Raw genomic sequence first — 23,127 nt, forward strand, 5'->3', positions numbered from 1 at the left:
ATCAGGGCTTCGCTCAGATGAGCGGCTTCCTGGTGAGGGTTCCCTGAGTCAAGCCCGCTCTCACCTCTCCAATACGTGGCACTGAGTGCCACCCTGTTGATGTTCGATACATCCAGCGAACAATTACTCAGAGTGAGAAGAGCGGAACGACCCCATGCGGAGCGTGGGTATGTGTTCGACTCTTGAACAGTTGGCAAAATCACGCCGCTTTGGCGCCGTACTTTCGAACGCGTGGCAGGCGGGTGGTTACAGCCGAATGACGGTGGAGTGGACATGCTCAGGTGCCTTCGATCTGGGTACGCTCCCCGCCGTCAGGGCAGCCGAGCCGAGGAGATCGAGTCCCGTGCCGGAAACACAAGATCAGCAGAAGTTCGTTTACGACTTCACCGAGGGCAACAAGGATCTCAAGGACCTGCTCGGCGGGAAGGGGGCCAACCTCGCCGAGATGACCAATCTCGGTCTCCCCGTGCCACCGGGATTCACCATCACCACCGAGGCGTGCAAGGTCTACCTCGACAGCGGTTCGGAGCCCCCGGCCCTGCGGGACGAGGTGGCTGCGCACCTCGAGGCCCTCGAGACCAAAATGGGCAAGAAGCTGGGCCAGGCGGACGACCCGCTGCTGGTATCCGTACGCTCCGGCGCCAAGTTCTCCATGCCCGGCATGATGGACACCGTCCTCAACATCGGGCTCTCCGACGACTCCGTCGTCGGTCTGGCCACGCAGGCGGGCGACGAGCGGTTCGCTTGGGACTCCTACCGCCGTCTCATCCAGATGTTCGGCAAGACCGTACTCGGCGTGGACGGTGACCTCTTCGAAGAGGCCATCGACGAGACCAAGAAGGCCAAGGGCGTCGTCGTGGACGTCGACCTCGACGCGGCCGACCTCAAGCGTCTGGTGGCCGAGTTCAAGGACATCGTCGCCAAGGAGACCGGCCGCAGCTTCCCGCAGGAGCCGCGGGAGCAGATGGACCTCGCCGTCCGCGCCGTCTTCGACTCCTGGAACGGCGACCGCGCCAAGCTGTACCGCCGTCAGGAGCGCATCCCGCACGACCTGGGCACCGCGGTCAACATCTGCTCCATGGTGTTCGGCAACCTCGGCCCCGACTCGGGCACCGGTGTCGCCTTCACCCGTGACCCCGCCAGCGGCCACCAGGGCGTCTACGGCGACTACCTCCAGAACGCGCAGGGCGAGGACGTGGTCGCGGGCATCCGCAACACCGTTCCGCTCGCCGACCTCGAGCAGATCGACAAGCGGTCCTACGACCAGCTGATGCAGATCATGGAAACCCTCGAGACGCACTACAAGGACCTGTGCGACATCGAGTTCACCATCGAGCGCGGCAAGCTGTGGATGCTCCAGACCCGCGTGGGCAAGCGCACCGCCGGTGCCGCCTTCCGGATCGCCACCCAGCTGGTCGACCAGGGGCTGATCGACGAGGCCGAGGCGCTGCGCCGGGTGAACGGCGCGCAGCTCGCCCAGCTGATGTTCCCGCGCTTCGACCTGAAGGTCGCCGACGGCGACACCGTGCAGCGGATCGGGCGCGGTATCGCCGCCTCCCCGGGCGCCGCGGTCGGCAAGGCCGTCTTCGACTCCTACACCGCCGTCAAGTGGTCGCGTTCGGGCGAGAAGGTCATCCTCATCCGCCGGGAGACCAACCCCGACGACCTCGACGGCATGATCGCGGCCGAGGGCATCCTGACCTCCCGCGGTGGCAAGACCTCGCACGCCGCCGTGGTCGCCCGCGGTATGGGCAAGACCTGTGTGTGCGGTGCCGAGGAGCTCGAAGTCGACACCAAGGGGCGCCGGATGACGGCCCCCGGCCGGGACGGCAAGGACGCGGTGGTGATCGAGGAGGGCGACCTCGTCTCGATCGACGGCTCCTCCGGCAAGGTCTACCTCGGTGAGGTACCGGTCGTGCCCTCCCCGGTGGTGGAGTACTTCGAGGGCCGGATGCACGCCGGTGCCGATGAGGCCGACGAGCTGGTCGGCGCCGTGCACCGGATCATGGCCTACGCGGACCGGGTGCGGCGGCTGCGGGTCCGCGCCAACGCGGACAACGCCGAGGACGCCTCCCGCGCCCGCCGATTCGGCGCCCAGGGCATCGGCCTGTGCCGCACCGAGCACATGTTCCTCGGTGAGCGCCGGGAGATGGTCGAGAAGCTGATCCTCGCCCACACCGACGAGGAGCGCGACACCGCCCTCGAGGAGCTGCTGCCGCTCCAGAAGGACGACTTCGTCGAGCTCTTCGAGGCGATGGACGGACTGCCGGTCACCGTACGGCTGCTGGACCCGCCGCTGCACGAGTTCCTGCCCGACATCACCGAGTTGTCGGTGCGCGTCGCGCTCGCCGAGTCCCGCAAGGACAGCAACGAGAACGACCTGCGGCTGCTCCAGGCCGTGCACCGGCTGCACGAGCAGAACCCGATGCTGGGTCTGCGCGGCGTGCGCCTCGGCCTGGTCATCCCCGGTCTGTTCGCCATGCAGGTACGGGCCATCGCCGAGGCCGCGGCCGAGCGGCTGGGCGCCAAGGGCGACCCGCGCGCCGAGATCATGATCCCGCTGGTCGGCACGGTCCAGGAGCTGGAGATCGTCCGCGAGGAGGCCGAGCAGATCATCGAGGAGGTCGAGCGGGCCCGGGGCGTGGACCTCAAGCTCACCCTCGGCACCATGATCGAGCTGCCGCGCGCCGCGCTGACGGCCGCTCAGATCGCCGAGTCGGCCGACTTCTTCTCCTTCGGCACCAACGACCTGACCCAGACCGTCTGGGGCTTCTCCCGCGACGACGTCGAGGCCAGCTTCTTCACCGCCTACCTGGAGAAGGGCATCTTCGGGGTCAGCCCGTTCGAGACCATCGACAAGGATGGTGTGGGCGCCCTCGTCCGGGACGCCGCGGAGGCCGGCCGGGCAACCCGCCCCGACCTCAAGCTGGGTGTGTGCGGTGAGCACGGTGGCGACCCGGAGTCCGTCCACTTCTTCCACCAGGTGGGTCTGGACTACGTCTCCTGCTCGCCGTTCCGCATTCCGGTCGCGCGCCTCGAGGCGGGCCGCGCGGCGGTGAGCGGCTGACGGGCCACCGGGGTATGGCCGGGTAAACCCTCAGCCCGACAACGGCCCCGGATCTCAAAGGGGGCGGCACCTTGTGCGGAGGTGCCGCCCCCTCTCACTCCCCCCACGGGAGCTGTTGCCACGCGCATCGGCTACGGGCGGCAACACAAGTGCTCAGTCGCCGTAACGCACTCGTCACCCCCCACGGGAACGAGCTGAGTGGCTCTGAGCACCGCCTGTTGAATTACGGACGGCCCCCCGGGGCTTTTTGCCCGGTGGCCTCCCGTTTGCACGAGGAACAGCTTTCCTCTTCGCGCGCCCGAAGCGCGCCCCGTTTCACATCTGGCCAAAAGGGCGTGGTGACTGAACGTGTAAGCGTGCATACTCAACGGTGATCGGGGGGACGGTCGGCATGTCACATGTGAGGGTCTAGTGCTACGTGTTCATTTCAGTGAACTCGATCTGGCCCGGATGCGGATGGCAATCCGCCCGGACGTGCTCTGGGAAACCGTTTTAAGTTTCCATCGCCTGCGGGAGAGCCGGGCCGAGACCGTATACGGGGAATGGCGTTCGGAAGCGCGTAACCGGCTCAACGGGGAAGCGCGCCTCCTGGCGCCCCTCATTCCCTCACGCGGTTATTTCCCTGACTTCCTGACACCCGCGGAAGGGGTAATCGGTTGCGACAGTGCCATGGCCGCACTGCGCGCCACACCGGGACAGCGCTTGCACGACGAGATCGCCGGGCTCCCGGCGTCCCGTGCCCTCCCGGGGTGGATACGTGATCTCGCTCAGGGCGAGGCGCGGCCGCTGGATCGTTTGATCACCACCCTGCGTTCCTACCACCGCGCCGCCATCGCCCCCTACTGGCCCCATATCCAGGCCCGGATCGAAGCCGACCGGGCCGCCCGGGGCCGGGCGCTGCTGGACGGCGGGGCGGACGGGCTGCTGTCCTCGCTGCCGCCCACGATGCGCTGGCGGGCACCGGTGCTGGAGGTCGACTACCCCGTCGACCGGGATCTGCATCTGCGCGGCCGGGGTCTGTTGCTGCTGCCGTCGTTCTTCTGCCGCGGCACCCCGGTGACCTTCCGCAACCCGGATCTGACCCCGGTGCTGGTCTATCCGGTCGAGCACGCCCGGCGCACCGCACCGCCCCGTCTCCAGCCACGCCCGGCCACCGCGCCGGCCTGCGCCCGCTCGCTGGGCAAGCTGGTCGGCCAGACCCGCTCGGCGGTGCTGCTGGAGGTCGGCGGTGGCTGTACCACCAGTGAACTCGCCCGAAGAGTGGGCGTATCGCTCGCCTCGGCCAGTCAGCACGCCACCGTGCTGCGGGAGGCCGGTCTGGTGCACACCCTGCGGCAGGGCAGCGCCGTGCTGCACACGCTGACCCCGCTGGGCGCGGCCCTGCTGCGCGGCGGCGGCTCGCCGGGGGAGCGGGTCTTCGGCGCGCAGGCGGCGTTCCCGGCGGTGGCCGGGGCGCAGGGGCCCTCGGGCCACGGATGACGCCTTGGCCGAAACGTTTCGCACCCGCGGGACGGCTCAGTCATCGATCCCGGAGCGCTCGACGCCCGCGACGATGTAGCGCTGGAGCACCAGGAAGACCACCAGCAGCGGCAGGATCGACACCGCGGCGGCCACGAACAGCTCGTGGATGTTGACTCTCTGGGCGGTGGTGAACGTGGAGAGCGCCACCTGCACCGTCCACGCCTCCCGGTCCTGACCTATGACCAGCGGCCAGAGGAAGGAGTTCCAGGCGCCGATGAAGACGATGGTGCCCACCGCGGCGAACACCGGCCGTGAGTTGGGCACCACCACCTGCCAGTACGTACGCCAGTAGCCGAGCCCGTCCACCCGCGCGGTGTCCTCCAACTCCCGCGGGAAGCCCAGGAAGTACTGGCGGAAGATGAAGGCGGCCACCGCGCTGAAGAGCGTGGGCACCACCAGACCGCGCAGCGTCGAGATCCAGCCCAGCGAGCTGACCAGCACAAAGCTGGGCACGAAGGTGACCGCGGCCGGAACCATCAGGGTGCCCAGGATCCAGTAGAAGACCACGTTGGCGTGGCGGTACGGGATACGGGCCAGACCGTACCCGGCGAGCGAGGCCAGCAGCAGGGTGCCGAGCGTGGTGAGCACCGCGATCAGCGAGGAGTTGAGGAGCGCGTGCGCCATCGGCACGTTGGGGTCATCGAACAGCTCGCGTATGTTCTCCCAGTGCAGTTCGCCGGGGAAGAAGGTCCAATCGGACGAGGTGATGTCCGCCTCGCTCGACAGGCCGTTGCGCACCAGCAGATAGAAGGGGAGCAGGAAGAGCAGCGCCAGCGCGATCAGCAGCACCAGCCGCACCGCGCGGCCCGCCCGCGCCAGGCCGTCGTGCGGATCGTGTGCGGGGGGAGTTCTCCGCATCGGCTCAGTCCTCCTTCCGGCCCAGGCCGAACCAGCGCGCCTGCACCACCGTCACCAGCGCGATGATCAGTGCCAGGATCACCGCGCCCGCACTGCCCAGGCCCAGGTTCTGCCCCTGCCCCAGCGCGGTGTAGTAGAGGTAGACCAGGGGCGGGCGGGCGTACGGCGGATAGCCGCGCGAGTCCGACAGCAGGTTGTAGAACTCGTCGAACGCCTGGAAGGCGTTGATCACCAGCAGCAGCACCACCGCCACCGAAGTGGCCCGCAGCTGCGGAAAGGTGATGTGCCGGAACACCTGCCACCCCGGCCGGGCCCCGTCCACCGCCGCCGCCTCGTACAGCCGCGGGGGGATCCGCTGGAGCCCGGCCAGGAACAGCACCATGTAGAACCCCGCCTGGAGCCACAGCCGCACGGTCACGATGACCAGCCAGTACCAGGGCGGATCGGTCGTCGACAGCCAGGCGATCTGATCGGCGCCGAACCAGCCGAGCACGGTGTTGGCCAGCCCGAACCGCACCCCGTTGAAGATCGACATCTTCCAGATCAGCGCCGCCACCACATACGAGCAGGCCACCGGCAGGAAGAACACCGACCGGAAGAACGCCTGTGCCCAGCGCAGCCGGTTGACCATCAGCGCCAGCGACAGCGAGAGCACATAGGTGGCCGGGACGATGAACGCCGTGAAGACGAGGAAGGTCAGCAGGCTGTCGGTGAAGGCGTCGTCGCCCAGCATCGCCGTGTAGTTGTCGAAGCCGACGAAGTCGGTCGGCGACACGGTGTTGTGTGCGTCGAAGAAGCTGAGGTACGCGCTCCAGGCCAGCGGTACATAGGTGAACAGGGTCAGCCCGAGCACAAACGGACCCACGAAGATCCAGAACCACAGGGTGCGGTTCTGCCCGCCGAACCATGTCTTCCGCGTCGGCGACTTCTGTTTCAGGGCCGCCCCGCGCATCAGCGCTTCTTCTGGACGCGCCGCAGCTCCGCCCGGGTCTTGCGCACCACGGACCGCAGCTCCCGCTCCGGACTGGCACCGCTCTTGATGATCCGGCTCAGCGCGTCCTGGTAGGCGACCTTGCTCGCGGGCGTCCACAGCAGCGGCTCGGCGTGGCCGTGGTCGGTGGCATAGCCCACCGCCTCACCGGCCGCGCCCTCCCGCAGCTTGGCGGCTTTCTTCGCCAGCGAGATGCGGGCCGGGATGTGGAAGCCGTAGGTGAGCGCGAAGTCCTCCTGGTACGCGGTCTTCTCCACCCACAGCCACTTCACATACGCCTTCGCCGCGTCCTTGTGGCGGCTGCGCGCGCTGACCGCCGCCCCGTACGCCCCGACCGGCACCGCGGGGCTGCCGTGCGCCCCGTCCTTCGGGAACGGCAGCACCCCGAAGTCGTCCCCCAGCGCCTTCTTCACCTGCGGCAGCGCCCACAGCCCCGACCACTGCATGGCCGTGAGCCCCTGGGTGAACGCGGCCGGGTCCGACCAGTCCGAAGGCGCCCCCAACAGCAGCGACTTGTCGGTGTAGAGCCGGCGCAGCTTGCCGAGGGTGCGGGCGGCGGCCGGGTCGTCGAAACCCACCTCGCCGTCGGAGGTGATCAGCTCAAGACCGGCGGCGTTCAGCGGGGTGCCGCCGAGGACACCGGGACCGCCGTCGTTGCCGAGGAAGAGTCCCTTGACGTCCTTGGTGGTCAGCTCCTTCGCCGCGTCCACCAGCGCGTCGAGCGTCCGCGGCGGCTCCACCCCCGCGTCCTTGAGCATGCTGGTGCGGCAATACAGCAACTGCATGTCGACGACCTGCGGAATGGCCCAGATCCTGCCGTCGTAGGTCTTGGGCGCCAGCACCGCGGGGTTGATGTCGTCCTTCGCCTCGCTGAGCAGATCGGTGACATCCACCACCTGACGGCCCCGGATCTGGTCCAGCGTCGGGCCGTTGACCTCGAAGACATCCGGTCCGGACGCCGTCAGCAGCGCGGCGGCGGTCTGCTGGTCGTAGTTGCCCGGCCGCCACTGCACCTGGACATCGGCCTGGTCGTAGTCCTCGGCGTACCGCTTCACGGCCTGCTCGGTGCCGGGCTCGCCGTACTGGTGGTACCAGTGCTCGAGAAGCGGTTTCCCGCCCTCGCCGTCCGACCCCCGCCCGGTGTTGGACCCGCAGGCGGTGGTCAGCCCACCCGTCAGAACGAGCCCTCCGCCCGCGCCGAACGTACCGAGCAGTCTTCTGCGGCTGATGGACACAGCTGGCGCCCCCTCGCTCCTCGTGTGGCCGGTCCCGGGCCACCGTATGTCCCAACGATCAACGATGGGGGCGGATTACGACAGGGGCGTTGCGGGCTCATATCAGCTGTGACAGAAGCATGGTGACGGAGCGTCGGATCACGGGTGGCGCGCCAGATGGCCGAGCAGTGCGGCGGTGACCGCCTCCGGCCGCTCCACCCCCGCCAGATGCGCCGCCCCCGCCAGCTCCAGCAGATCCGCACCGGGCACCGCGTCCGCGATCTCGCGGGCGTGCGCGGGCGGAGTGGCCGGATCCTCCCGGCCCGCCACCACCAGGGTGGGCACGGTGATCGACGACAGCACGGACCGCAGATCGTAGGCGGCGAGCGCGTCACAGCACGCGGCGTAACCCGCGGGGTCGGTGTTCCGCAGATCCGCCAGCAGGGCCCGGCCACGCGGGGTGGCGGCGAACGCGGGCGAGAACCACAGCCCCGGCCGGCTCGCCGCCATCGACTCCGTCCCCTCGGCCCGTACCAGCGCGGCACGCTCGTGCCAGACGGAGGGCTCCGCGAAGTAGGCCGAGGAGCAGACGACGGAGAGGGAGGTGAGCCGGTCGGGGTGATGGACGGCCAGATGCAGCCCGACCGCCCCGCTGATCGAGATCCCCGCGTACGCGAAGCGGCGCCAGCCCTGCGCGTCGGCCAGGCGCAGGACGAGGGCGGCGAGGTCCGCCACGGTGGCGGAGCCATCGGCGGGCAACAGCCCGGCCGGTGAATCACCGTGCCCCGGCAGATTCCACCGCACCACCCGGTGCCCGGCGGCGAGCCCGGCCAACTGCGGCTCCCACACCGCGAGCGAGACCCCGACGGACGGACCGAGGATCAGGGGAGGGGCACCTTCGGGTCCGCTGAGCCGGTGGTGGGGGAGGGGCGCGTCGGTCATGGGGTGGTTCTCCTGGGAGCGAGAGGTTCAAGGTGCTGCGAAACCACGGGTGTTGGGCCGCTACCCGTCGTGGTGGTGTGCGGTGCGGCGGAGGGCGCGGGCGACCAGGGCGGGGGCGGCGCCCGTATAGGCGGACGGATCGGTGAGGGTGCGCAGTTCCTCCGCGGGCAGGGCCTTGGCCACCTCCGGCTCCCGCGCCAGCGCCGCCACCAGCCCGGTCCCCTCCTCCGCGGCCCGCCGCGAAGCCCGCGTCAGCAGCTCCTTCGCCCGGCTCCGGCCCAGCCGCGGGGCCAGGGCCGCGGTGATGCGTTCGCTGACGATCAGCCCGCCGGTGAGTTGCAGATGGTCGGTCATGCGGTCGGGGAACACCCGCAGGGACTCGGCGAGTTCGACCGCGTCGCGGGCGGCGCCGCCCGCAAGACGCAGCAGCTCCCGCAGTGGCTGCCACTCGGCGTGCCACGCCCCGGCGGGCCGTTCGTCCTCCGCGGTGAGCGCGCCCAGCAGGGTCGCCGCGAGCGCGGGGGCCTGACGGGCCGCGGCGGCGATCAGCGTGGCGCGCACCGGGTTGCTCTTGTGCGGCATCGCGGACGAACCGCCACCGCTGCCCTCGGCCACCTCCCCGATCTCGGTCCGCGTCAGCACCAGCACATCCGCCGCCGCCTTCCCCAGCGCGCCCACGGTGAACGCCAGCGCACAGCCCAGGTCGGCCACGGGAGTGCGCAGGGTGTGCCACGGCAGTCCGGGCTCGGCCAGCCCGGTTTCCGCCGCGAACCGGCCCAGCAGCCCCACCCCGTCCTCGAAGGCGGCCAACGTACCTGCCGCACCGCCGAGTTGGGCGGGCGGCCGCAGTGCGGCCAGCCGGTCGCGGGCGTCCAGGACCAGGGCCCGCCACCCCGCCGCCTTGAGCCCGAAGGTGGTGGGCACGGCGTGCTGGGTGAGGGTACGGCCGGGCAGCGGGGTGTCGCGGTGCGCCTCCGCGAGCCGGGCCAGCGCCGCCGCCGTACGGTCCAGGTCGGCCACGATCAGCGGCAGGGCGCGGGCGGCCACCAGCATCGTGGCGGTGTCGAGGATGTCCTGACTGGTCGCGCCCCGGTGCACCCACTCCGCCGCGGCCTCGTCCTCGGCGGCCACCGCCGCGGTGAGATCGGCGACCAGCGGAATGACCGGATTGCCACCGGAGCGGGCGCGCAGGGCCAGCCCGCGGATGTCGTACCGCTCGGCCCGCGCCGCCGCCACCACCGCCCGTGCCGCGTCCGCCGGGGCCCGCCCGGCCTCCGCCAGCGCACGGGTCAGGGCGGCCTCCGCGTCCAGCATGGCCTGGACGAACGCGGTGTCCCCGGTGGCGGCCTCGACCGCCGACCCGGCCCGCACCGGGGACAGCAGGCCCGCATCGGCCCCGCTGTCCCACACCTCAGGTGAACTCAAGGAAGACCGTCTCCTTGTCGCCCTGCAACCGGATGTCGAAGCGGTAGCTCCCGGGCTGTGGCCCGGCCGTCGCCACCAGCGTCTCGCGGCGGACCGGATCCAGCGAGGCGAGCAGCGGATCGGCGGCGTTGGCCGCGGCGTTCCCGGGGAAGTACACGCGGGTGAAGAGGTGGTGCAGCAGCCCGCGGGCGTGCACACACACGCTGATGTACGGGGCGCCGGGCCCGCCCGGCGGCAGCGTACGGGCGGTCCAGTGGCCGTCCGGGTCGGTGGCGATCCGGCCGAAGCCGGTGAAGTCCACACCGTTGCGGCCCAGGAAGCCACCGGTCACCGGATCGCGCCGCATCGAGCCGGGCGCCCCGGCGCGGGAACCGTCCGGTCCGGACTGCCACAGCTCGATCAGCGCGTCGGGTACGGGCTCGCCCGCGCCGTCGTAGACGTACCCGTGCACGGTGATGGTGTCCGGGCGGCCGGGCGGGGCCAGGTCGCCACCGCCGGGGAAGGGGAGGGCGTAGCCGTAGAACGGGCCGACGGTGTGGGAAGGGGTGGGCGGCAGCTCGGTCATCCGTGGTCCTCCTCGCGCCAGGTCGCCGAGGGCCCGTCCAGCACGATGTCCCAGCGGTAGCCCAGCGACCACTCCGGCCGCGTCAGCGCGGGGTCGTACGCCGCCACCAGCCGCTGCCGTGCCGCGTCGTCCGTCACCGACTGGAGGATCGGGTCGTAGCGGAAGAGCGGATCGCCGGGGAAGTACATCTGGGTGACCAGGCGCTGGGTGAACGCCGCCCCGAAGACGGAGAAGTGGATATGGGCCGGGCGCCAGGCGTTGTTGTGGTTGCGCCAGGGATAGGCGCCGGGCTTGATGGTGGTGAGGGTGTACGCACCGTCGTCCCCGGTCAGCACCCGCCCCACCCCGGTGAAGTTGGGGTCGAGCGGGGCGGGGTGGCAGTCGCGCAGATGGGCGTAGCGGCCCGCCGCGTTGGCCTGCCACACCTCGATGAGCTGACCGCGCACCGGGCGGCCCTGCCGGTCGAGCAGTCGCCCGGAGACGGTGATGCGCTCGCCGAGCGGTTCGCCCGGGTGCTGGACGGTGAGATCGCCGTCGGTGTCGGTGACATCGGTGGCGCCGAAGACGGGTGCGGACAGCTCCACGGTCTCCGGGTCGCCCTTGACCGCCACCAGCGGCTGCCGCGGATGGCGCAGGGCGCTGCTGCGGTACGGCGGGAAGTCGCGCGCCGGGTGGTGGGCGGCGGGGGCGCCACCGGCCCGCGCCGCCGCGTACTCCTCCTGCGCCGCGGTGAGTTCACGGTCGATGTCGGCCTGTGTGGTGATACCGGACTGGGTAGCCATGGCGGGCGTCCACCTCACCGTTCGAGGACGAGGGCCAGGCCCTGTCCGACGCCGATGCACAAGGTGGCCAGGCCGGTGCCCGAACCGCGGACCGCGAGCTGGTGCGCCACCGCTCCGGCGAGCCGGGCGCCGGAGCAGCCCAGGGGGTGGCCGATGGCGATGGCGCCACCGCGCGGATTGACCACGCCCGGGTCGAAGCCGGGGTCCTCGGCCCACTCCGCGAAGCAGCCCAGCACCTGTGCGGCGAACGCCTCGTTGAGCTCCAGGGTGGCCAGATCGCCGAAGCCCCGGCCCGCCTTGGCGAGGGCGCGGCGCACCGCCTCCACCGGGCCGAGGCCGAAGTACTGCGGCTCGATCCCGGTGACGGCCGAGGCGCCGATACGGGCGAGCGGCTCCCGGCCGGTGGCCGCGAGCCCTTCCTCGTCGACCAGCAGCAGGGCCGCCGCGCCGTCGTTGAGCGGTGAGGAGTTCCCGGCGGTGACGGTGCCACCGGGTTTGCGGAAGGCGGGCTTGAGCTTCGCCAGGGACTCCATCGAGGTGGTGTCGCGGATGGTCTCGTCACGCACCAGATCGGTGTCCGGGTACGGCAGCACCTCGGCGTCGTACGCCCCGTCCTGCCACGCCCGCGCCGCCTTCTCGTGGCTGGCGAGCGCGAACGCGTCCTGGGCCTCGCGGGTGATGCCGTGCTTGTCGGCGATCAGCTCGGCGCCTTCGCCGAGGGCGACGGTCCACTCCGGCGGCATGTCCGGGTTGGTCATCCGCCAGCCGAGGGTGGTGGAGTACAGCTGCTGGTGTCCGGCGGGGAAGGCGCGCTCGGGCTTCTGGAGCACCCAGGGGGCGCGGCTCATGGATTCCACACCGCCCGCCAGCGCGATGTGCGCGTCGCCGAGGGCGATGGCGCGGGCGGCCTGGAGCACCGCCTCCAGCCCGGAGGCACAGAGCCGGTTGACGGTGGCGCCGGGCACGGTGACCGGAAGTCCGGCCAGCAGTACGGCCATCCGGGCCACATCGCGGTTGTCCTCGCCCGCGCCGTTGGCGTTGCCGAAGTACACATCGTCGATCCGGGCCGGGTCCAGGTCCGGGGTGCGGGCGAGCAGCCCGCGCAGCACATGGGCGGCCAGATCGTCGGGGCGGACGCCCGCGAGCGCGCCGCCGTACTTGCCGACGGGGGTGCGGACGGCGTCGACGATATAGACGTCGTGCGGACGGTCGAGGGGCATCAGTCGTCCTTTCCTGCGGCCTTGAGCGCTCGTAGCGCGGCCAGCTCCTGTGGTGTCGGCGGTGCGGTGGTGCCGAGCGCGTCGCTCACCGTCACATCCCATCCGGTGGCGTCCCGTACGCGTTCGACGGTGGCTCCCGGGTGCAGTGCGGTCAGCACCAGCTCCGCGGTGGCCGGGTCGGGGCGGAGCACCCCGAGGTCGGTGATGACGGCGGCGGGGCCCGCGCCGGGCAGGCCGAGCCGGGCGCGGTCCGCCGGGCCGCTGCCGTGGCCCAGGGTGGTGACGAAGTCCAGCCGCTCCACGAAGTTGCGCCGGGAGTGGCGCAGCACCAGCAGCACCCGGCCGCAGTTGGCGGCGATCTCGGGCGCGCCCCCGGCGCCGGGGAGGCGGCCTTCGGGGCGGCCGGGGCCGCGGTCCACGGCGGTGGTGTTGACGTTGGCGTACCGGTCGACCTGGGCGGCGCCGAGGAAGCCGACGTCGATCCGGCCGCCCTGGAGCCAGTAGTTGAACATCTCCGGCACGGAGACCACGGCGTCGGCGGTCTCGGCCAGCTCCCCGTCACCGATGGACAGCGGCAGCCGGGTGGGCTTGGAGCCGATGGTGCCCGATTCGTAGATCAGCACCAGGTCCGGATTGACGGTGGCGCGGGCGAGGTTGGCGGCGGTGCTGGGCAGGCCGATGCCGACGAAGCAGGTCGTGGCGCCGGCGAGCGCGCGGGCGGCGTTGACCTCCATCAACTCGTCGGAGGTGAAGGTCGGGTTGTTGTGGGGGTCGTCGTGGTCGGTCATCGCACCGTGGCCTCGTCGTCGGGGGCAGCGGCGTCGGGGTCAGGGACGCCGCGGACATGGGTGTCCAGCCAGCGGGTGAAGGTCTCGCGGTCCCGGGCGATCGGATCCCATGCCTGGTAGAAGGCGTTGTCACGGACCGAGTACCCGGCGGCGTACGAGGGGTGGGCGCCACCGGGGACCACACACACCGCGTCGATCACCCAGGTTGGCAGCACCACCCCGCCCGGCCGCGGCTCCAGCCGGTCGACGATCTCCTCCACGGTCACCAGCACCCGCCGCGCCGCGAGCGCGGCCTCCTTCTGCACCCCGGCCAGCCCCCACAGCTGGACATTGCCCTCGCGGTCGGCCTGCTGGGCGTGGATCACGGTCACATCCGGGTTGAGCGCGGCCACCGCGGCCAGCTCCTCACCGGTGAACGGGCACACGACGGTGGACACCGTGTCCGTACGGGCCGGGATGTCGCTGCCGCGATAGCCGCGCAGCACGGCGAACGGCAGCCGGGAGGCGCCCGCCACATAACGGTTGGCCATGCCCGCGTGGCTGTGCTCGTCCAGCTCCAGCGGGCGCGGCCAGCCGTTCTCCACGGCGTCGCGGAAGCGGTGCAGCGAGCCCACACCGGGGTTGCCGCCCCAGGAGAAGACCAGCTTGCGTACCAGCCCGGCGCCGATCAGCTGGTCGTAGACCACATCAGGGGTCATCCGGACGAGGGTGAGGTCGGTGATGCCCTGGCGGATGACCTCGTGCGCGGCCGCGTACGGGATCAGATGGGTGAAACCCTCCATCGCGACGGTGTCCCCGTCCCGGACGAGGTCCGCCACGGCGTCGTGCAGGCTGCGGATGTCGGCCATGGTCACACCGTTCCGTAGGTGCTCAGTGTACTGATTATTTTCTCGCCTTCCCGTACGCTGCCATCGGGTGCTGTGCTCGTCAAGAGGAGTCTAGGTCGGGTACGGCCGCTCGACAGGGGTGCTTCCGCAGGGCAGAATTATTCAGTACACGGACTAATTCAGGATACGGACCAAATGGAACGAGGGAGGCCGGGGTATGGGCGCGGTCGATCTGAGCACCCACCCCGGGCATCTGGCCCGCAGGCTCCAGCAGGCGCATTCCCTGCTGTGGAGCGCGATGGTGTCCGAGGAGACCACCTCACCGCAGTTCGCCGTGCTGAACGCGCTGGTGGACCAGCCGGGGATCGACCAGCGCACGCTGAGCGGGCGGATCAGCCTGGACCGCTCCACCGTCGCCGACCTGGTGGCCCGGCTGGCCCGGCGCGGACTGCTGGAGCGGGTGCGCGACCCGCGGGACGGACGGCGCAATGTGCTGCGGCTGACGGACGAGGGGGAGCGCGTCCACCGCAAGCTGGCCACCCGCACCGCCCGGATGAACCGCGTCTTCCTCGCCCCGCTGGACGAGACCGAGCGCGAGACGCTGCTGCGGCTGATCGGGCGGGTGGCGGCCGCAGCGGAGGACCTGCGCGCGTAAGGCGCGCCACCGGCCGCGGATGTCTGGCCGCGGGGCTCAGCCGTGCGCCGGGCGGGTGGCGACCACGACCGTGGCCTCCCGCTCCTCACACTCGGCCACCGTGGGCAGCAGCCCGTCCCGGGTGACGATCTCCACGGCCGCGGGTGCCTGCCGTTCGCTGGTCTCGAACAGCAGACAGCCGCCGGGCGCCAGCCACCCGGCTGCCGCGGCGGTCACCCGGCGCAGCACATCGAGCCCGTCCGCCCCGCCGTCCAGCGCCACCCGCGCCTCATGCACCCGGGCCTCCGGCGGCAGCAGCCCGACCTCCTCGGTGGGTACGTACGGCACATTGGCCAGCAGCACATCGACGCGCCCGCGCAACGTGGCGGGCAGTGGCTCGTACAGATCGCCCTCGTGGACCCGTCCGCCGACCGCCGCCACATTGCGGCGGGCACAGCGGACGGCGGCGGGGTCGATATCCGTGGCGTACAGCTCGACCCCCTCCAGCGCCACCGCCAACGCCGCGCCCAGGGCGCCCGAGCCGCAGCACAGATCGACCACGACGGCCCCCGGCCGAGCCAGCGCGGCCGCCCGCTCGACCAGGAACTCGGTACGCCGGCGCGGTACGAATACGCCGGGGTCCACGGATATCCGCAGCCCCCGGAACTCCGCCCAGCCCAGGACATGTTCCAGCGGAAGCCCGGCGGCGCGCCGGTCCACCATGGTGTCGATCTCGGCCGGGTTACGGGCGGTGGCGAGGATCAGCCGCGCCTCGTCCTCGGCGAACACACACCCGGCGGTGCGAAGCGTGGCGGCGACGGCGGAAAAGCTGATGAGTGAAGGTGAAGAAGGTGAAGCCGACATGGAAGCCTGGAAGCCTTTCGGAATCCCTGAGGGCGCTCCCGGCGGTCAGCTATCCCGTGTATCCCTGAGGCGAGAGCACCCAGCCTGAACTGGCGTTGATGGGTCTCACCTCCTCGGTGCGTACGGGTGACGGCCACATTACCCGATCAGCGTCCGTCGGGCCTCGTGGATCAGGCGGTGGGCGTCGGCGCCGAAGACGGCGGATTCGCGGAGGGTGTTCCAGGCGCGCAGGTAGAGGGCGATGCTGTCGGCGTCGTTGATCCAGAGTTCCGCGTGCCAGTCCTCGACGAGCACCAGCCGCTCATCGTGGATCCAGAATCCGTTGGCGGGCTGGATCTTCAAAGGCGCGGCGAAGGGCACGATGCCAAGCTCGAGCGTGTCCAGGCCGATGACGCTCATCAGGCGGTCGAGCTGTGCGGCGAGCACCGACGGTGGGCAGACGCGAGCACGGAGTGCTCCTTCCCACATGATGATCCGGTACCGCTTGCGCGAGTCGTACAGCCCTTCCTGGCGCCGTAGCCGACCGCGGACCGCAGCCTCGGTGTCACGTGGAGACTTGTGCAGGTCTGCGTTCCGGGTAAAGACAGCTCGTGCGTAGTCGGCCGTCTGGAGCATGCCCACCACGAGACAGTTTTCCCAGCCGCGCAGTGTGGCCGAGCGCTGGTGCTCGGCGTTGATCTTGTCTTGAACGGGCTTGTGCCCGGCGGCCAGTTGGCGGCGCCACGATCGGATGTGGGATTCCAGTCCGTTGAATCGGGAGAGTAGTTCCTCGGCGGCTTCCGGCTGGTCGGTTGCCGTGGCCCAGGCGCGCAGATCCTCGGCAGTCGCTGTCTGGCGTCCGTTCTCCAGCTTGTAGATCTTGGAGTGCGGCCAGCCCAGGCGTTCGGCGAGTTGTGTACCGGTGAGCCGACCTCCAGGACATGACGCACGCAGTTCCCGAAGCCGCGCTCCTAGGGCCACCCGTGCTTGCTGAAAGTCAGTGCTCACCGGTCACACGCTACTTGCAACCTACGTAGTCAGTCCCGCCGCGAACGTGTCGTACCGAACGGCGTAGTGCCATGCCGCGTCACGAACCTGGAGATAGCGATTGACCGCCACCGGCTCCGTGATCAGCTCCACGTTGAGCAAGTTGTCGTCGTCATCGAAGTTGAGCAGCGCGGCGAACTTGGAGTCGAAGAGCCAGAAGTCCTCGGCGGGCAGCCGCAGCCGGTCGGCGTCCGCGCGCCACAGGTTACGGATGTCCTCGCCCACGTCGCAGTTGCGCTTGGCGTTGTTGAGTAGGTAGAGCTGCCCGGTAGTCGGTGGGTTGTCGACGATGCGGACGCGCTCGATCCTCTTGCCTTGCTCCGTCTGGGTCCGGACGTTGGTGCACCACGGGTGGTCGTAGTCCCACTGCACCGGCTCGCCCGCGACGAACTGCGCGTAGGTGTCCGTGGCTTCGTCCGAGGCGAACCTGCGTCGTGTCTCCAGTCGCCATGCGGTGTGCTCGAACTTCTCGAAGAGCTTGCCGAAGTCGTCCAGGTCGATGATGCGCGGCGTGCGGGTGACCTCCTTGGGGCCGAAGTCGACGAGCAGTTCGCGCGGCACCACGATCGGTGCTTCGCCTTCGCCCAGGTGTTGAAGCTGGCCGACATCCTCCGGGTCGGTGAGCGGTGTGCCGTGAATGACGATCTCCCCGGTGTCCAGGTCCTCGTGCACGGCGGGGCAGCCGTTATCGCCGCTGCCCGTCCCGTTGAAGCGCAGTCGTCGCGCCATGATCACGTCCTCCCTTGTTGATCTGGACACCCCGAGCTTGCCGTACCCATGAGTGCGCTCGGTATGCCTTCGCTGACCCTGCGTGAGATCAATCAAGAACATCCCCCTCAGGGGTGAGAACATTCGAGAACATTGCATCGCATCCCCCGACCTCCTGTCCCTAACGTCCCGTTCACGCAGAAACGGCGGGAGAGGTGAGCGATGAGAATCCGCGAACAAGACATCGAGGCGCTGGGTGCCGATGACCACGCAACGCCCAGAGCCGAGGCCCAGGCCGTGGCCGAACTGCTGCGCCAGGCTCTGCACCGCCTCGGTTTCAATCCGGACATCCCGCATGGCGTCAAAGGCGGGGAGCTGTACTGGCCGACCGTGCGCGGCGAACTCACCGTGTCCGGCTATCCGTTGGTGGCTCTCGGCCGCATCCCTCTGGACAGTGCGAACCGGCTCGCGGATGTCCTGATGCGGGCTGCGCTGGAGGAGCAGACGAAGAAGGCCGCCTCCGCGTAGGTGCCTTGAGACCCCCGTACCGACTGGACCGGAGCCCTGGCAGGTCGAGCCCAGCCGGAACGGGTGCACGTGCACGACGGCGCGAGGAGAGCCCTCGTGCCGACAGCACAGAAGGGATCATCCCGATGCGGCTGGCTGGACACAAGGCCGTCTTACGTCAGGACCCGGACGACGGCGACACCCTGCCCGACACCGACGCGCCGTCACCTCCTTCGGGCGGCGGCTGCGGTGGCGGCGACGGCTGCGGCCGTCAATAACCCCCGGTAGAACCCCGGTACGCGGGGCAGTCCCGGCCGAGCCGGGGCTGCCCTCCTCGGTCAGCGAAGGCGGCACAGTGCACCACCACCACGGCTACACCTGGCTCGGCTCGGGCCACGACCTCCTCAAGGACGGGCCCAGACGCCCCATCCACCCGGAGTTCGCGTCGTCCAAAGTCGTCCCCCTGGAACTCGCCCACTGGCTGCTCAAGCCGCCTTCCTTCGTCCAGGGAACCTGGACCGACCCCACCCAGGCCGCCGACTGGTTCGGCAACCGGGCCCGCGAGCACGCCGACTCCTTCGCCTCCGACCACGACCGCGCCCCCGAAACGCTGTCCGCGAAGGTTCAGGGCGCGGCCGAGGCGGTCGCGGGCGGGGAGGATGTCGCCGGAGGCTGGTACCTCACCGGGCAGCGGTTTCTCTCCGTATGCCTGATCGCCTGCGGCCCGCACCGCTTACGCCCCGGGATCGGCTGTCCGCAGCGGCGAACGTGACGCAGTCGGCCGGCGGGCGTCACACCAGGTCCGGCACTCCGCTCCCGGTGCGGGTCGCGTATGCCGTGACGGACACCGTCTCGTCGTCCAGGCACCGGCCCGTCTCCAGGTCGAAGCGCTGCTTCAGCAGCGGCGAGGCCACGAAAGGCCGCCCGCCCGCGGTGCCCAGCAGCCCGCGCGAGAGCACGTAGGCGCCGGTGAACGGATCGCGGTTGCCGATGGCGTACGCGCGTCCCGCGCGGTCCAGGAAGACCGCCACCTGGGTGCCGTCCGGCAGCAGGGCCGCCACCCCGCGCCCCGGGGTGAGATCGGTCAGCTCGCAGATCGCGAACCACTTCTGGTCGACGAGGAGTTCCACACGGACATCGGTCCGCTCGGGAGCCATGGTCATCGGCTGGAGGTCCCTTCGAGAGTGCGTGCACGGACGGGGATGGACGGGCCGGACAGGATCGTCAGATCCGGCTTCATCTGGTCGCGCTCGGGAACGAACCGCACGGTGGGGTCCGGTGCCTCGGGCGCGTTGACGAAGGACACAAAACGGCTGAGCCGCTCCGGGTCGCCCAGGGTTTCGGCCCACTCGTCGCGATAGCCCGCCACATGGTCGGCCATCAGCGCCTCGAGCTCGGCGCACAGCCCCAGCGAGTCGTTCACCACGACGTCCCGGACGTGGTCAAGACCGCCGTCGATCCGTTCCAGCCAGGCCGAGGTGCGCTCCAGCCGGTCGGCGGTGCGGATGTAGAACATCAGGAACCGGTCGATGAGCCGGATCAGCTCCTCGTCGTCCAGGTCCTGGGCCAGCAGATCGGCATGGCGTGGATCGGCGCCGCCGTTGCCTCCGACGTAGAGGTTCCAGCCGTTGGAGGTGGCGATGACCCCGAAGTCCTTGCCGCGCGCCTCCGCGCATTCGCGCGCGCACCCCGAGACGGCCGACTTCAGCTTGTGCGGGGAGCGCAGCCCCCGGTAGCGCAGCTCCAGGTCGATGGCCATCCGCACCGAGTCCTGCACTCCGTAGCGGCACCAGGTCTGCCCCACACACGACTTCACGGTGCGCAGCGCCTTGCCGTAGGCGTGGCCCGACTCGAACCCGGCGTCCACCAGCCGCGCCCAGATCACCGGGAGCTGGTCCACCCGGGCGCCGAACAGATCGATCCGCTGACCGCCGGTGATCTTGGTGTAGAGACCGAAGTCCCGGGCCACCTCGCCGATCACGATCAGCTTCTCGGGGGTGATCTCCCCACCGGGGATCCGCGGCACGATCGAGTACGAGCCGTTGCGCTGGAGGTTGGCCAGGAAGTGGTCGTTGGTGTCCTGGAGCGCGGCCTGCTCGCCGTCCAGGACATAGCCGCTGGCGCCCAGCGTCGGGGCGAGCGAGGCGATGATCGAGCCGACCGCGGGCTTGCACACCTCGCAGCCGTCGCCGCGCCGGGCCTCCTCGCGGCCGTGGCTGTCCAGCAGCTGTGCGTAGGTGGTGATGCCCAGGGTGCGCACGATCTCGTACAGCTCGGCGCGGGTGTAGCCGAAGCAGCCGCACAGCCCCTTGTCGACGCTGACGCCGCTCGCCTCCAGCTCGTCGTTGACCAGCGAGGTGAGCGCCTTGACGCAACTGCCGCAGCCGGTACCCGCCTTGGTGCACTTCTTCACCGCCGGGACGGTGGTGCACTGGTGGTCGGTGACGGCCGAACGGATCGCGCCCTTGGTGACGTTGTGGCAGTTGCAGATGACCGCCTCGTCCGGCAGCGCGGACGGGCCGAGGGCGGCGGGCGCACCGGCCCCCGCCGGGAGCACCAACTGCTCGGGGGCGACCGGCGGCACCGAGCCGGTCAGCGGGCGCAGCATGCCGTACGACTCGGCGTCGCCGACCAGCACCCCGCCCAGCAGGGTGCCGTCCGCGCCGACCACCAGCTTCTTGTAGACGCCCGCGCGGGAGTCGGAGTACACCACGTCCAGACAGCCGTCGGTGGTGCCGTGGGCGTCGCCGAAGCTGGCCACATCCACGCCCAGCAGCTTGAGTTTGGTGGAGGTGTCCGCGCCGGTGAAACCGTCGTGGGCGCTGCCCGCGATTTCGTGCGCGGCCACCTCGGCCATCTCGTAGCCGGGTGCGACCAGTCCGTACACCCGGCCGTCGGCGGCCAGCGCGCATTCGCCGATCGCGTACACCGCCGGGTCGCTGGTGCGGCAGCGCTCGTCCACCGTGATCCCGCCGCGCTCGCCCATCTGAAGACCGCAGTCGCGGGCCAGCTGGTCGCGGGGGCGCACCCCGGCCGAGAAGATGACGAGGTCGGTGTCGATGGCCGAACCGTCGGACAGCGCCATCCCGGTGACCGCGCCGTCGGCGTCGGCCGTGATCTCCTTGCCGCCGACACCGGTGTGCACGATCAGGCCCATGTCCTCGACGGTGCGGCGCAGCGCGGCGCCACCGCCCTCGTCCACCTGGATCGCCATCAGCCGCGGGTTGAACTCCACGATGTGGGTGGTGAGTCCGAGCCCCTTGAGCGCCCCGGCCGCCTCCAGGCCGAGCAGCCCGCCGCCGACCACCGCGCCCGAGGTGCAGTTCTTGGCGTACGCCTCGATCGCGAGCAGATCCTCGACGGTGCGGTAGACGAAGCAGCCCTCGCTGTCCTTGCCGGGGACGGGCGGGACGAACGGGTACGAGCCGGTGGCCAGCACCAGTGTGTCGTAGCCGACGGTGAGCCCGGAGCGGGCGGTCACCGTGCGCGCGGCGCGGTCCACGGACTCGGCCGGGTCGCCGAGGTGCAGTTCGATCCCGTGCCGGGCCATGAACCCGTCTTCCACGAGGGAGAGGTCATCGGCGGTGCGCCCGGAGAAGTACGAGGTCAGCTGGACGCGGTCGTAGGCGGCCCGGGGCTCCTCGCAGAACACCACCACGCGGGCGGTCTCGGTGACGTTCCGGTCGACGAGTGCCTCCAGGAACCGCTGGCCGACCATCCCGTGGCCGATCAGCACAATCGTCGGCTTCATCGGCTTCGTCATGAGCAGGAGCCTCCATCGTTGGTGAGCAGGTGGAGCAGCGGGGTGGAGGGGAGCGGCTCATCGCCCTCCCAGGTGCGGGCGAGCGCGCCGACGGTGCCGAGATCGCCGAGAAGGATGCCGCCGACGAGGCGATCGCCCCGGACGACGACCTTGCGGTACGCGTTGCGGGTGGCATCGGTGAGGTGGATGACGTCATCACCGGGGGCCGGGGTGGTTTCGCCGAAGGAGGCCAGGTCCAGGGGGCGGGGAGCGGCGAGGGTCAGCCTGGTCAGGGTGCGGGTGCCGGTGTAGGAACCCAGCCCCTCCGGCGTTTGAGGAGCGGGGTCCGGGGCGGAGCCCCCGGGACCGAGCAGTCGCGCCGCCACGTCCGCCTGTTCCTGGGCCGCCTGCGCCAGGCCGTAGACCACTCCGTCGTGTTCGGCGCAGTCGCCGATGGCGTGGATCCGGGGGTCGCTCGTCCGCAGCTCGTCGTCGACCACGATGCCGCGTGCCACCTCGAGACCGGCCGCTCGGGCCAGGCCCACTCGGGGGCGGACTCCGCAGGCCAGCACGGTGAGTTCGGCCTCCAGCGCATAGCCGTCGGCCAGTTCGACGGCGCTCACCACGCGTCCGCCGCCGGCCGACGGGCGGGTCCGCAGGCCACGGACCCGGCACTCGGTGTGGACCTCCACCCCCAGCGCCGCCACATGGTCCCGCAGCAGCCGTGACGCGCCCGGGTCGAGCTGCCGTTCCATCAGGTGCTCGCCCTGGTGTGCCAGCACCACTTGGGCGCCGCGCTCGGCCAGCGCCCGGGCGGCGGACACCCCCAGCAGTCCGCCGCCGATGACCACGGCCCGCGCCCCCGGGCGTACGGCCGAGCCGAGGGCCAGGCAGTCGTCCATGGTGCGGAAGGCGTGTACCCCGTCGGGCAGCTCATGGCCGTCTGGCGCGAACAGGCCGCGCAGCGGCGGCAGCACCGGGTTGGAGCCGGTGGCCAGTACCAGCGTGTCGTAGGGGACACCGCGTCCGTCGTCGCACAGCACCCGCGCGGTGTCGCGGTCGATACGGACCGCGCGCACCCCGCTCAGTCGGCGGACCGCGGCGGCCGGGGCCGGGAGCGCGATGACCTCCGGGGCGTACCGCCCGGCCAGCACCTCGGCGAGCAGCACCCGGTTGTACGCGGGGTGCGGCTCCTCGCCGATCAGCGTCACCTCGACCGGCTCGGCGCCCCGCACCGGCGGGGCGGCGGCGAGCTGCTGTGCCAGCCGGGTGCCCGCCATACCGCCGCCGACGATCACCACACGGTGGTGGTGGCGGCGCTCCGGCTCCCTGTTCGACGTCATAGCAGGAAGCGTGCGGGGTGCCTGTTACCCGGTGGCATCACCGTCGTTTCCCGTAGGCAACGCTGCCCTCAGCGCGCCCGGTCCGTGGCTGTGAGCCAGTGCC

At 70.7% G+C, this 23,127-nt stretch carries 21 protein-coding genes; 5 read left to right on the forward strand and 16 right to left on the reverse strand.

The features are described 5' to 3' along the window. The first annotated feature begins 343 nt into the window (after positions 1-343). Both ppdK and JK363_RS16555 read left to right on the forward strand, forming a co-directional pair. Positions 344-3,067 (forward strand): pyruvate, phosphate dikinase, encoded by a 2,724-nt coding sequence (gene ppdK, locus JK363_RS16550; protein WP_201875658.1) that lies wholly within the window; start codon positions 344-346, stop codon positions 3,065-3,067. 411 nt (positions 3,068-3,478) lie between these two features. Next, positions 3,479-4,546 carry an ArsR/SmtB family transcription factor gene (locus tag JK363_RS16555; protein ID WP_201875659.1) on the forward strand — a complete coding sequence of 356 codons (1,068 nt, stop codon included), beginning with the start codon at positions 3,479-3,481 and terminating at the stop codon, positions 4,544-4,546. A 36-nt stretch (positions 4,547-4,582) separates the two neighbouring features. Here JK363_RS16555 and JK363_RS16560 read toward each other — a convergent pair whose 3' ends face one another. The 10 genes from JK363_RS16560 to JK363_RS16605 all read right to left on the reverse strand — a co-directional run bounded on the left by JK363_RS16560 (position 4,583) and on the right by JK363_RS16605 (position 14,221). Then, positions 4,583-5,446, reverse strand: a complete 864-nt coding sequence (locus tag JK363_RS16560; RefSeq protein WP_201875660.1) for a carbohydrate ABC transporter permease — start codon at positions 5,444-5,446, stop codon at positions 4,583-4,585. A gap of 4 nt (positions 5,447-5,450) precedes the next feature. Continuing rightward, a complete protein-coding gene (locus JK363_RS16565; RefSeq protein WP_201875661.1) occupies positions 5,451-6,398 on the reverse strand; it encodes a carbohydrate ABC transporter permease in 948 nt (315 codons plus the stop codon). Then, positions 6,398-7,672: an ABC transporter substrate-binding protein gene (locus JK363_RS16570; RefSeq protein WP_201875662.1), complete on the reverse strand. Its 1,275-nt coding sequence runs from the start codon at positions 7,670-7,672 to the stop codon at positions 6,398-6,400. Before JK363_RS16570 ends, JK363_RS16565 begins: the two co-directional genes overlap by 1 nt. A 138-nt stretch (positions 7,673-7,810) precedes the next feature. Beyond that, positions 7,811-8,593 carry an alpha/beta fold hydrolase gene (locus JK363_RS16575; protein ID WP_201875663.1) on the reverse strand — a complete coding sequence of 261 codons (783 nt, stop codon included), beginning with the start codon at positions 8,591-8,593 and terminating at the stop codon, positions 7,811-7,813. Between the two features lie 60 nt (positions 8,594-8,653). Further along, positions 8,654-10,018 carry a 3-carboxy-cis,cis-muconate cycloisomerase gene (gene pcaB, locus JK363_RS16580; protein WP_215910956.1) on the reverse strand — a complete coding sequence of 455 codons (1,365 nt, stop codon included), beginning with the start codon at positions 10,016-10,018 and terminating at the stop codon, positions 8,654-8,656. Further along, on the reverse strand, positions 10,005-10,583 hold the full coding sequence (gene pcaG / locus JK363_RS16585) for a protocatechuate 3,4-dioxygenase subunit alpha (protein ID WP_201875664.1): 579 nt from the start codon (positions 10,581-10,583) through the stop codon (positions 10,005-10,007). The genes pcaB and pcaG overlap by 14 nt, the downstream gene beginning before the upstream one ends. Then, positions 10,580-11,365, reverse strand: a complete 786-nt coding sequence (gene pcaH / locus JK363_RS16590) for a protocatechuate 3,4-dioxygenase subunit beta (protein WP_201875665.1) — start codon at positions 11,363-11,365, stop codon at positions 10,580-10,582. Before pcaH ends, pcaG begins: the two co-directional genes overlap by 4 nt. 14 nt (positions 11,366-11,379) lie before the next feature. Continuing rightward, positions 11,380-12,585, reverse strand: a complete 1,206-nt coding sequence (locus JK363_RS16595; RefSeq protein ID WP_201875666.1) for a thiolase family protein — start codon at positions 12,583-12,585, stop codon at positions 11,380-11,382. After that, complete coding sequence (locus tag JK363_RS16600) at positions 12,585-13,373, reverse strand: CoA-transferase subunit beta (RefSeq protein WP_201875667.1); 789 nt, start codon at positions 13,371-13,373, stop codon at positions 12,585-12,587. The genes JK363_RS16595 and JK363_RS16600 overlap by 1 nt, the downstream gene beginning before the upstream one ends. Further along, positions 13,370-14,221, reverse strand: a complete 852-nt coding sequence (locus tag JK363_RS16605) for a CoA transferase subunit A (protein ID WP_201875668.1) — start codon at positions 14,219-14,221, stop codon at positions 13,370-13,372. The genes JK363_RS16600 and JK363_RS16605 overlap by 4 nt, the downstream gene beginning before the upstream one ends. A 196-nt stretch (positions 14,222-14,417) precedes the next feature. On the opposite strand from JK363_RS16605, the gene JK363_RS16610 reads away from it, so the two are divergent. Continuing rightward, complete coding sequence (locus JK363_RS16610) at positions 14,418-14,855, forward strand: MarR family winged helix-turn-helix transcriptional regulator (RefSeq protein WP_201875669.1); 438 nt, start codon at positions 14,418-14,420, stop codon at positions 14,853-14,855. Between the two features lie 36 nt (positions 14,856-14,891). Here JK363_RS16610 and JK363_RS16615 read toward each other — a convergent pair whose 3' ends face one another. The 3 genes from JK363_RS16615 to JK363_RS16625 form a co-directional block, all read right to left on the reverse strand. Continuing rightward, positions 14,892-15,698: a putative protein N(5)-glutamine methyltransferase gene (locus JK363_RS16615; protein ID WP_201875670.1), complete on the reverse strand. Its 807-nt coding sequence runs from the start codon at positions 15,696-15,698 to the stop codon at positions 14,892-14,894. A 138-nt stretch (positions 15,699-15,836) separates the two neighbouring features. Beyond that, positions 15,837-16,685 (reverse strand): helix-turn-helix domain-containing protein, encoded by an 849-nt coding sequence (locus JK363_RS16620; protein ID WP_201875671.1) that lies wholly within the window; start codon positions 16,683-16,685, stop codon positions 15,837-15,839. A 21-nt stretch (positions 16,686-16,706) separates the two neighbouring features. Next, the gene (locus tag JK363_RS16625; protein WP_201875672.1) at positions 16,707-17,453 is read right to left on the reverse strand and encodes a DUF6879 family protein; all 747 of its coding nucleotides are present in this window, start codon (positions 17,451-17,453) and stop codon (positions 16,707-16,709) included. Positions 17,454-17,654: 201 nt separating this feature from the next. Here JK363_RS16625 and JK363_RS16630 point away from each other — a divergent pair, with 201 nt between their 5' ends. Both JK363_RS16630 and JK363_RS16635 read left to right on the forward strand, forming a co-directional pair. Next, on the forward strand, positions 17,655-17,960 hold the full coding sequence (locus JK363_RS16630; protein WP_201875673.1) for a hypothetical protein: 306 nt from the start codon (positions 17,655-17,657) through the stop codon (positions 17,958-17,960). A gap of 334 nt (positions 17,961-18,294) precedes the next feature. Further along, a complete protein-coding gene (locus tag JK363_RS16635; protein ID WP_201875674.1) occupies positions 18,295-18,711 on the forward strand; it encodes a hypothetical protein in 417 nt (138 codons plus the stop codon). 19 nt (positions 18,712-18,730) lie between these two features. On the opposite strand, the gene nirD is transcribed toward JK363_RS16635, so the two are convergent. Genes nirD through JK363_RS16650 form a run of 3 tightly spaced genes read right to left on the reverse strand, consistent with a single transcriptional unit; the run spans position 18,731 to position 23,024 of the window. Further along, positions 18,731-19,102 (reverse strand): nitrite reductase small subunit NirD, encoded by a 372-nt coding sequence (nirD, locus tag JK363_RS16640; RefSeq protein WP_201875675.1) that lies wholly within the window; start codon positions 19,100-19,102, stop codon positions 18,731-18,733. Beyond that, a complete protein-coding gene (gene nirB, locus JK363_RS16645) occupies positions 19,099-21,702 on the reverse strand; it encodes a nitrite reductase large subunit NirB (RefSeq protein ID WP_236075831.1) in 2,604 nt (867 codons plus the stop codon). Before nirB ends, nirD begins: the two co-directional genes overlap by 4 nt. Continuing rightward, complete coding sequence (locus JK363_RS16650; protein WP_201875676.1) at positions 21,699-23,024, reverse strand: NAD(P)/FAD-dependent oxidoreductase; 1,326 nt, start codon at positions 23,022-23,024, stop codon at positions 21,699-21,701. Before JK363_RS16650 ends, nirB begins: the two co-directional genes overlap by 4 nt. Between the last annotated feature and the right edge of the window lie 103 nt (positions 23,025-23,127).

Source organism: Streptomyces coffeae (genome assembly GCF_016741875.1).
Lineage (GTDB): Bacteria > Actinomycetota > Actinomycetes > Streptomycetales > Streptomycetaceae > Streptomyces > Streptomyces coffeae.

Bases quoted from the DNA above. Each gene is read 5' to 3' on its own strand.
- JK363_RS16565 (WP_201875661.1), bottom strand. From the start codon at position 6,398: ATGCGCGGGGCGGCCCTGAAACAGAAGTCGCCGACGCGGAAGACATGG.
- nirD (WP_201875675.1), bottom strand. From the start codon at position 19,102: ATGACCATGGCTCCCGAGCGGACCGATGTCCGTGTGGAACTCCTCGTC.
- pcaH (WP_201875665.1), bottom strand. From the start codon at position 11,365: ATGGCTACCCAGTCCGGTATCACCACACAGGCCGACATCGACCGTGAA.
- JK363_RS16650 (WP_201875676.1), bottom strand. From the start codon at position 23,024: ATGACGTCGAACAGGGAGCCGGAGCGCCGCCACCACCACCGTGTGGTG.
- JK363_RS16625 (WP_201875672.1), bottom strand. From the start codon at position 17,453: ATGGCGCGACGACTGCGCTTCAACGGGACGGGCAGCGGCGATAACGGC.
- JK363_RS16600 (WP_201875667.1), bottom strand. From the start codon at position 13,373: ATGACCGACCACGACGACCCCCACAACAACCCGACCTTCACCTCCGAC.
- JK363_RS16560 (WP_201875660.1), bottom strand. From the start codon at position 5,446: ATGCGGAGAACTCCCCCCGCACACGATCCGCACGACGGCCTGGCGCGG.
- JK363_RS16575 (WP_201875663.1), bottom strand. From the start codon at position 8,593: ATGACCGACGCGCCCCTCCCCCACCACCGGCTCAGCGGACCCGAAGGT.
- JK363_RS16615 (WP_201875670.1), bottom strand. From the start codon at position 15,698: ATGTCGGCTTCACCTTCTTCACCTTCACTCATCAGCTTTTCCGCCGTC.
- JK363_RS16630 (WP_201875673.1), top strand. From the start codon at position 17,655: ATGAGAATCCGCGAACAAGACATCGAGGCGCTGGGTGCCGATGACCAC.
- nirB (WP_236075831.1), bottom strand. From the start codon at position 21,702: ATGACGAAGCCGATGAAGCCGACGATTGTGCTGATCGGCCACGGGATG.
- JK363_RS16610 (WP_201875669.1), top strand. From the start codon at position 14,418: ATGGGCGCGGTCGATCTGAGCACCCACCCCGGGCATCTGGCCCGCAGG.
- JK363_RS16595 (WP_201875666.1), bottom strand. From the start codon at position 12,585: ATGCCCCTCGACCGTCCGCACGACGTCTATATCGTCGACGCCGTCCGC.
- pcaG (WP_201875664.1), bottom strand. From the start codon at position 10,583: ATGACCGAGCTGCCGCCCACCCCTTCCCACACCGTCGGCCCGTTCTAC.
- JK363_RS16605 (WP_201875668.1), bottom strand. From the start codon at position 14,221: ATGGCCGACATCCGCAGCCTGCACGACGCCGTGGCGGACCTCGTCCGG.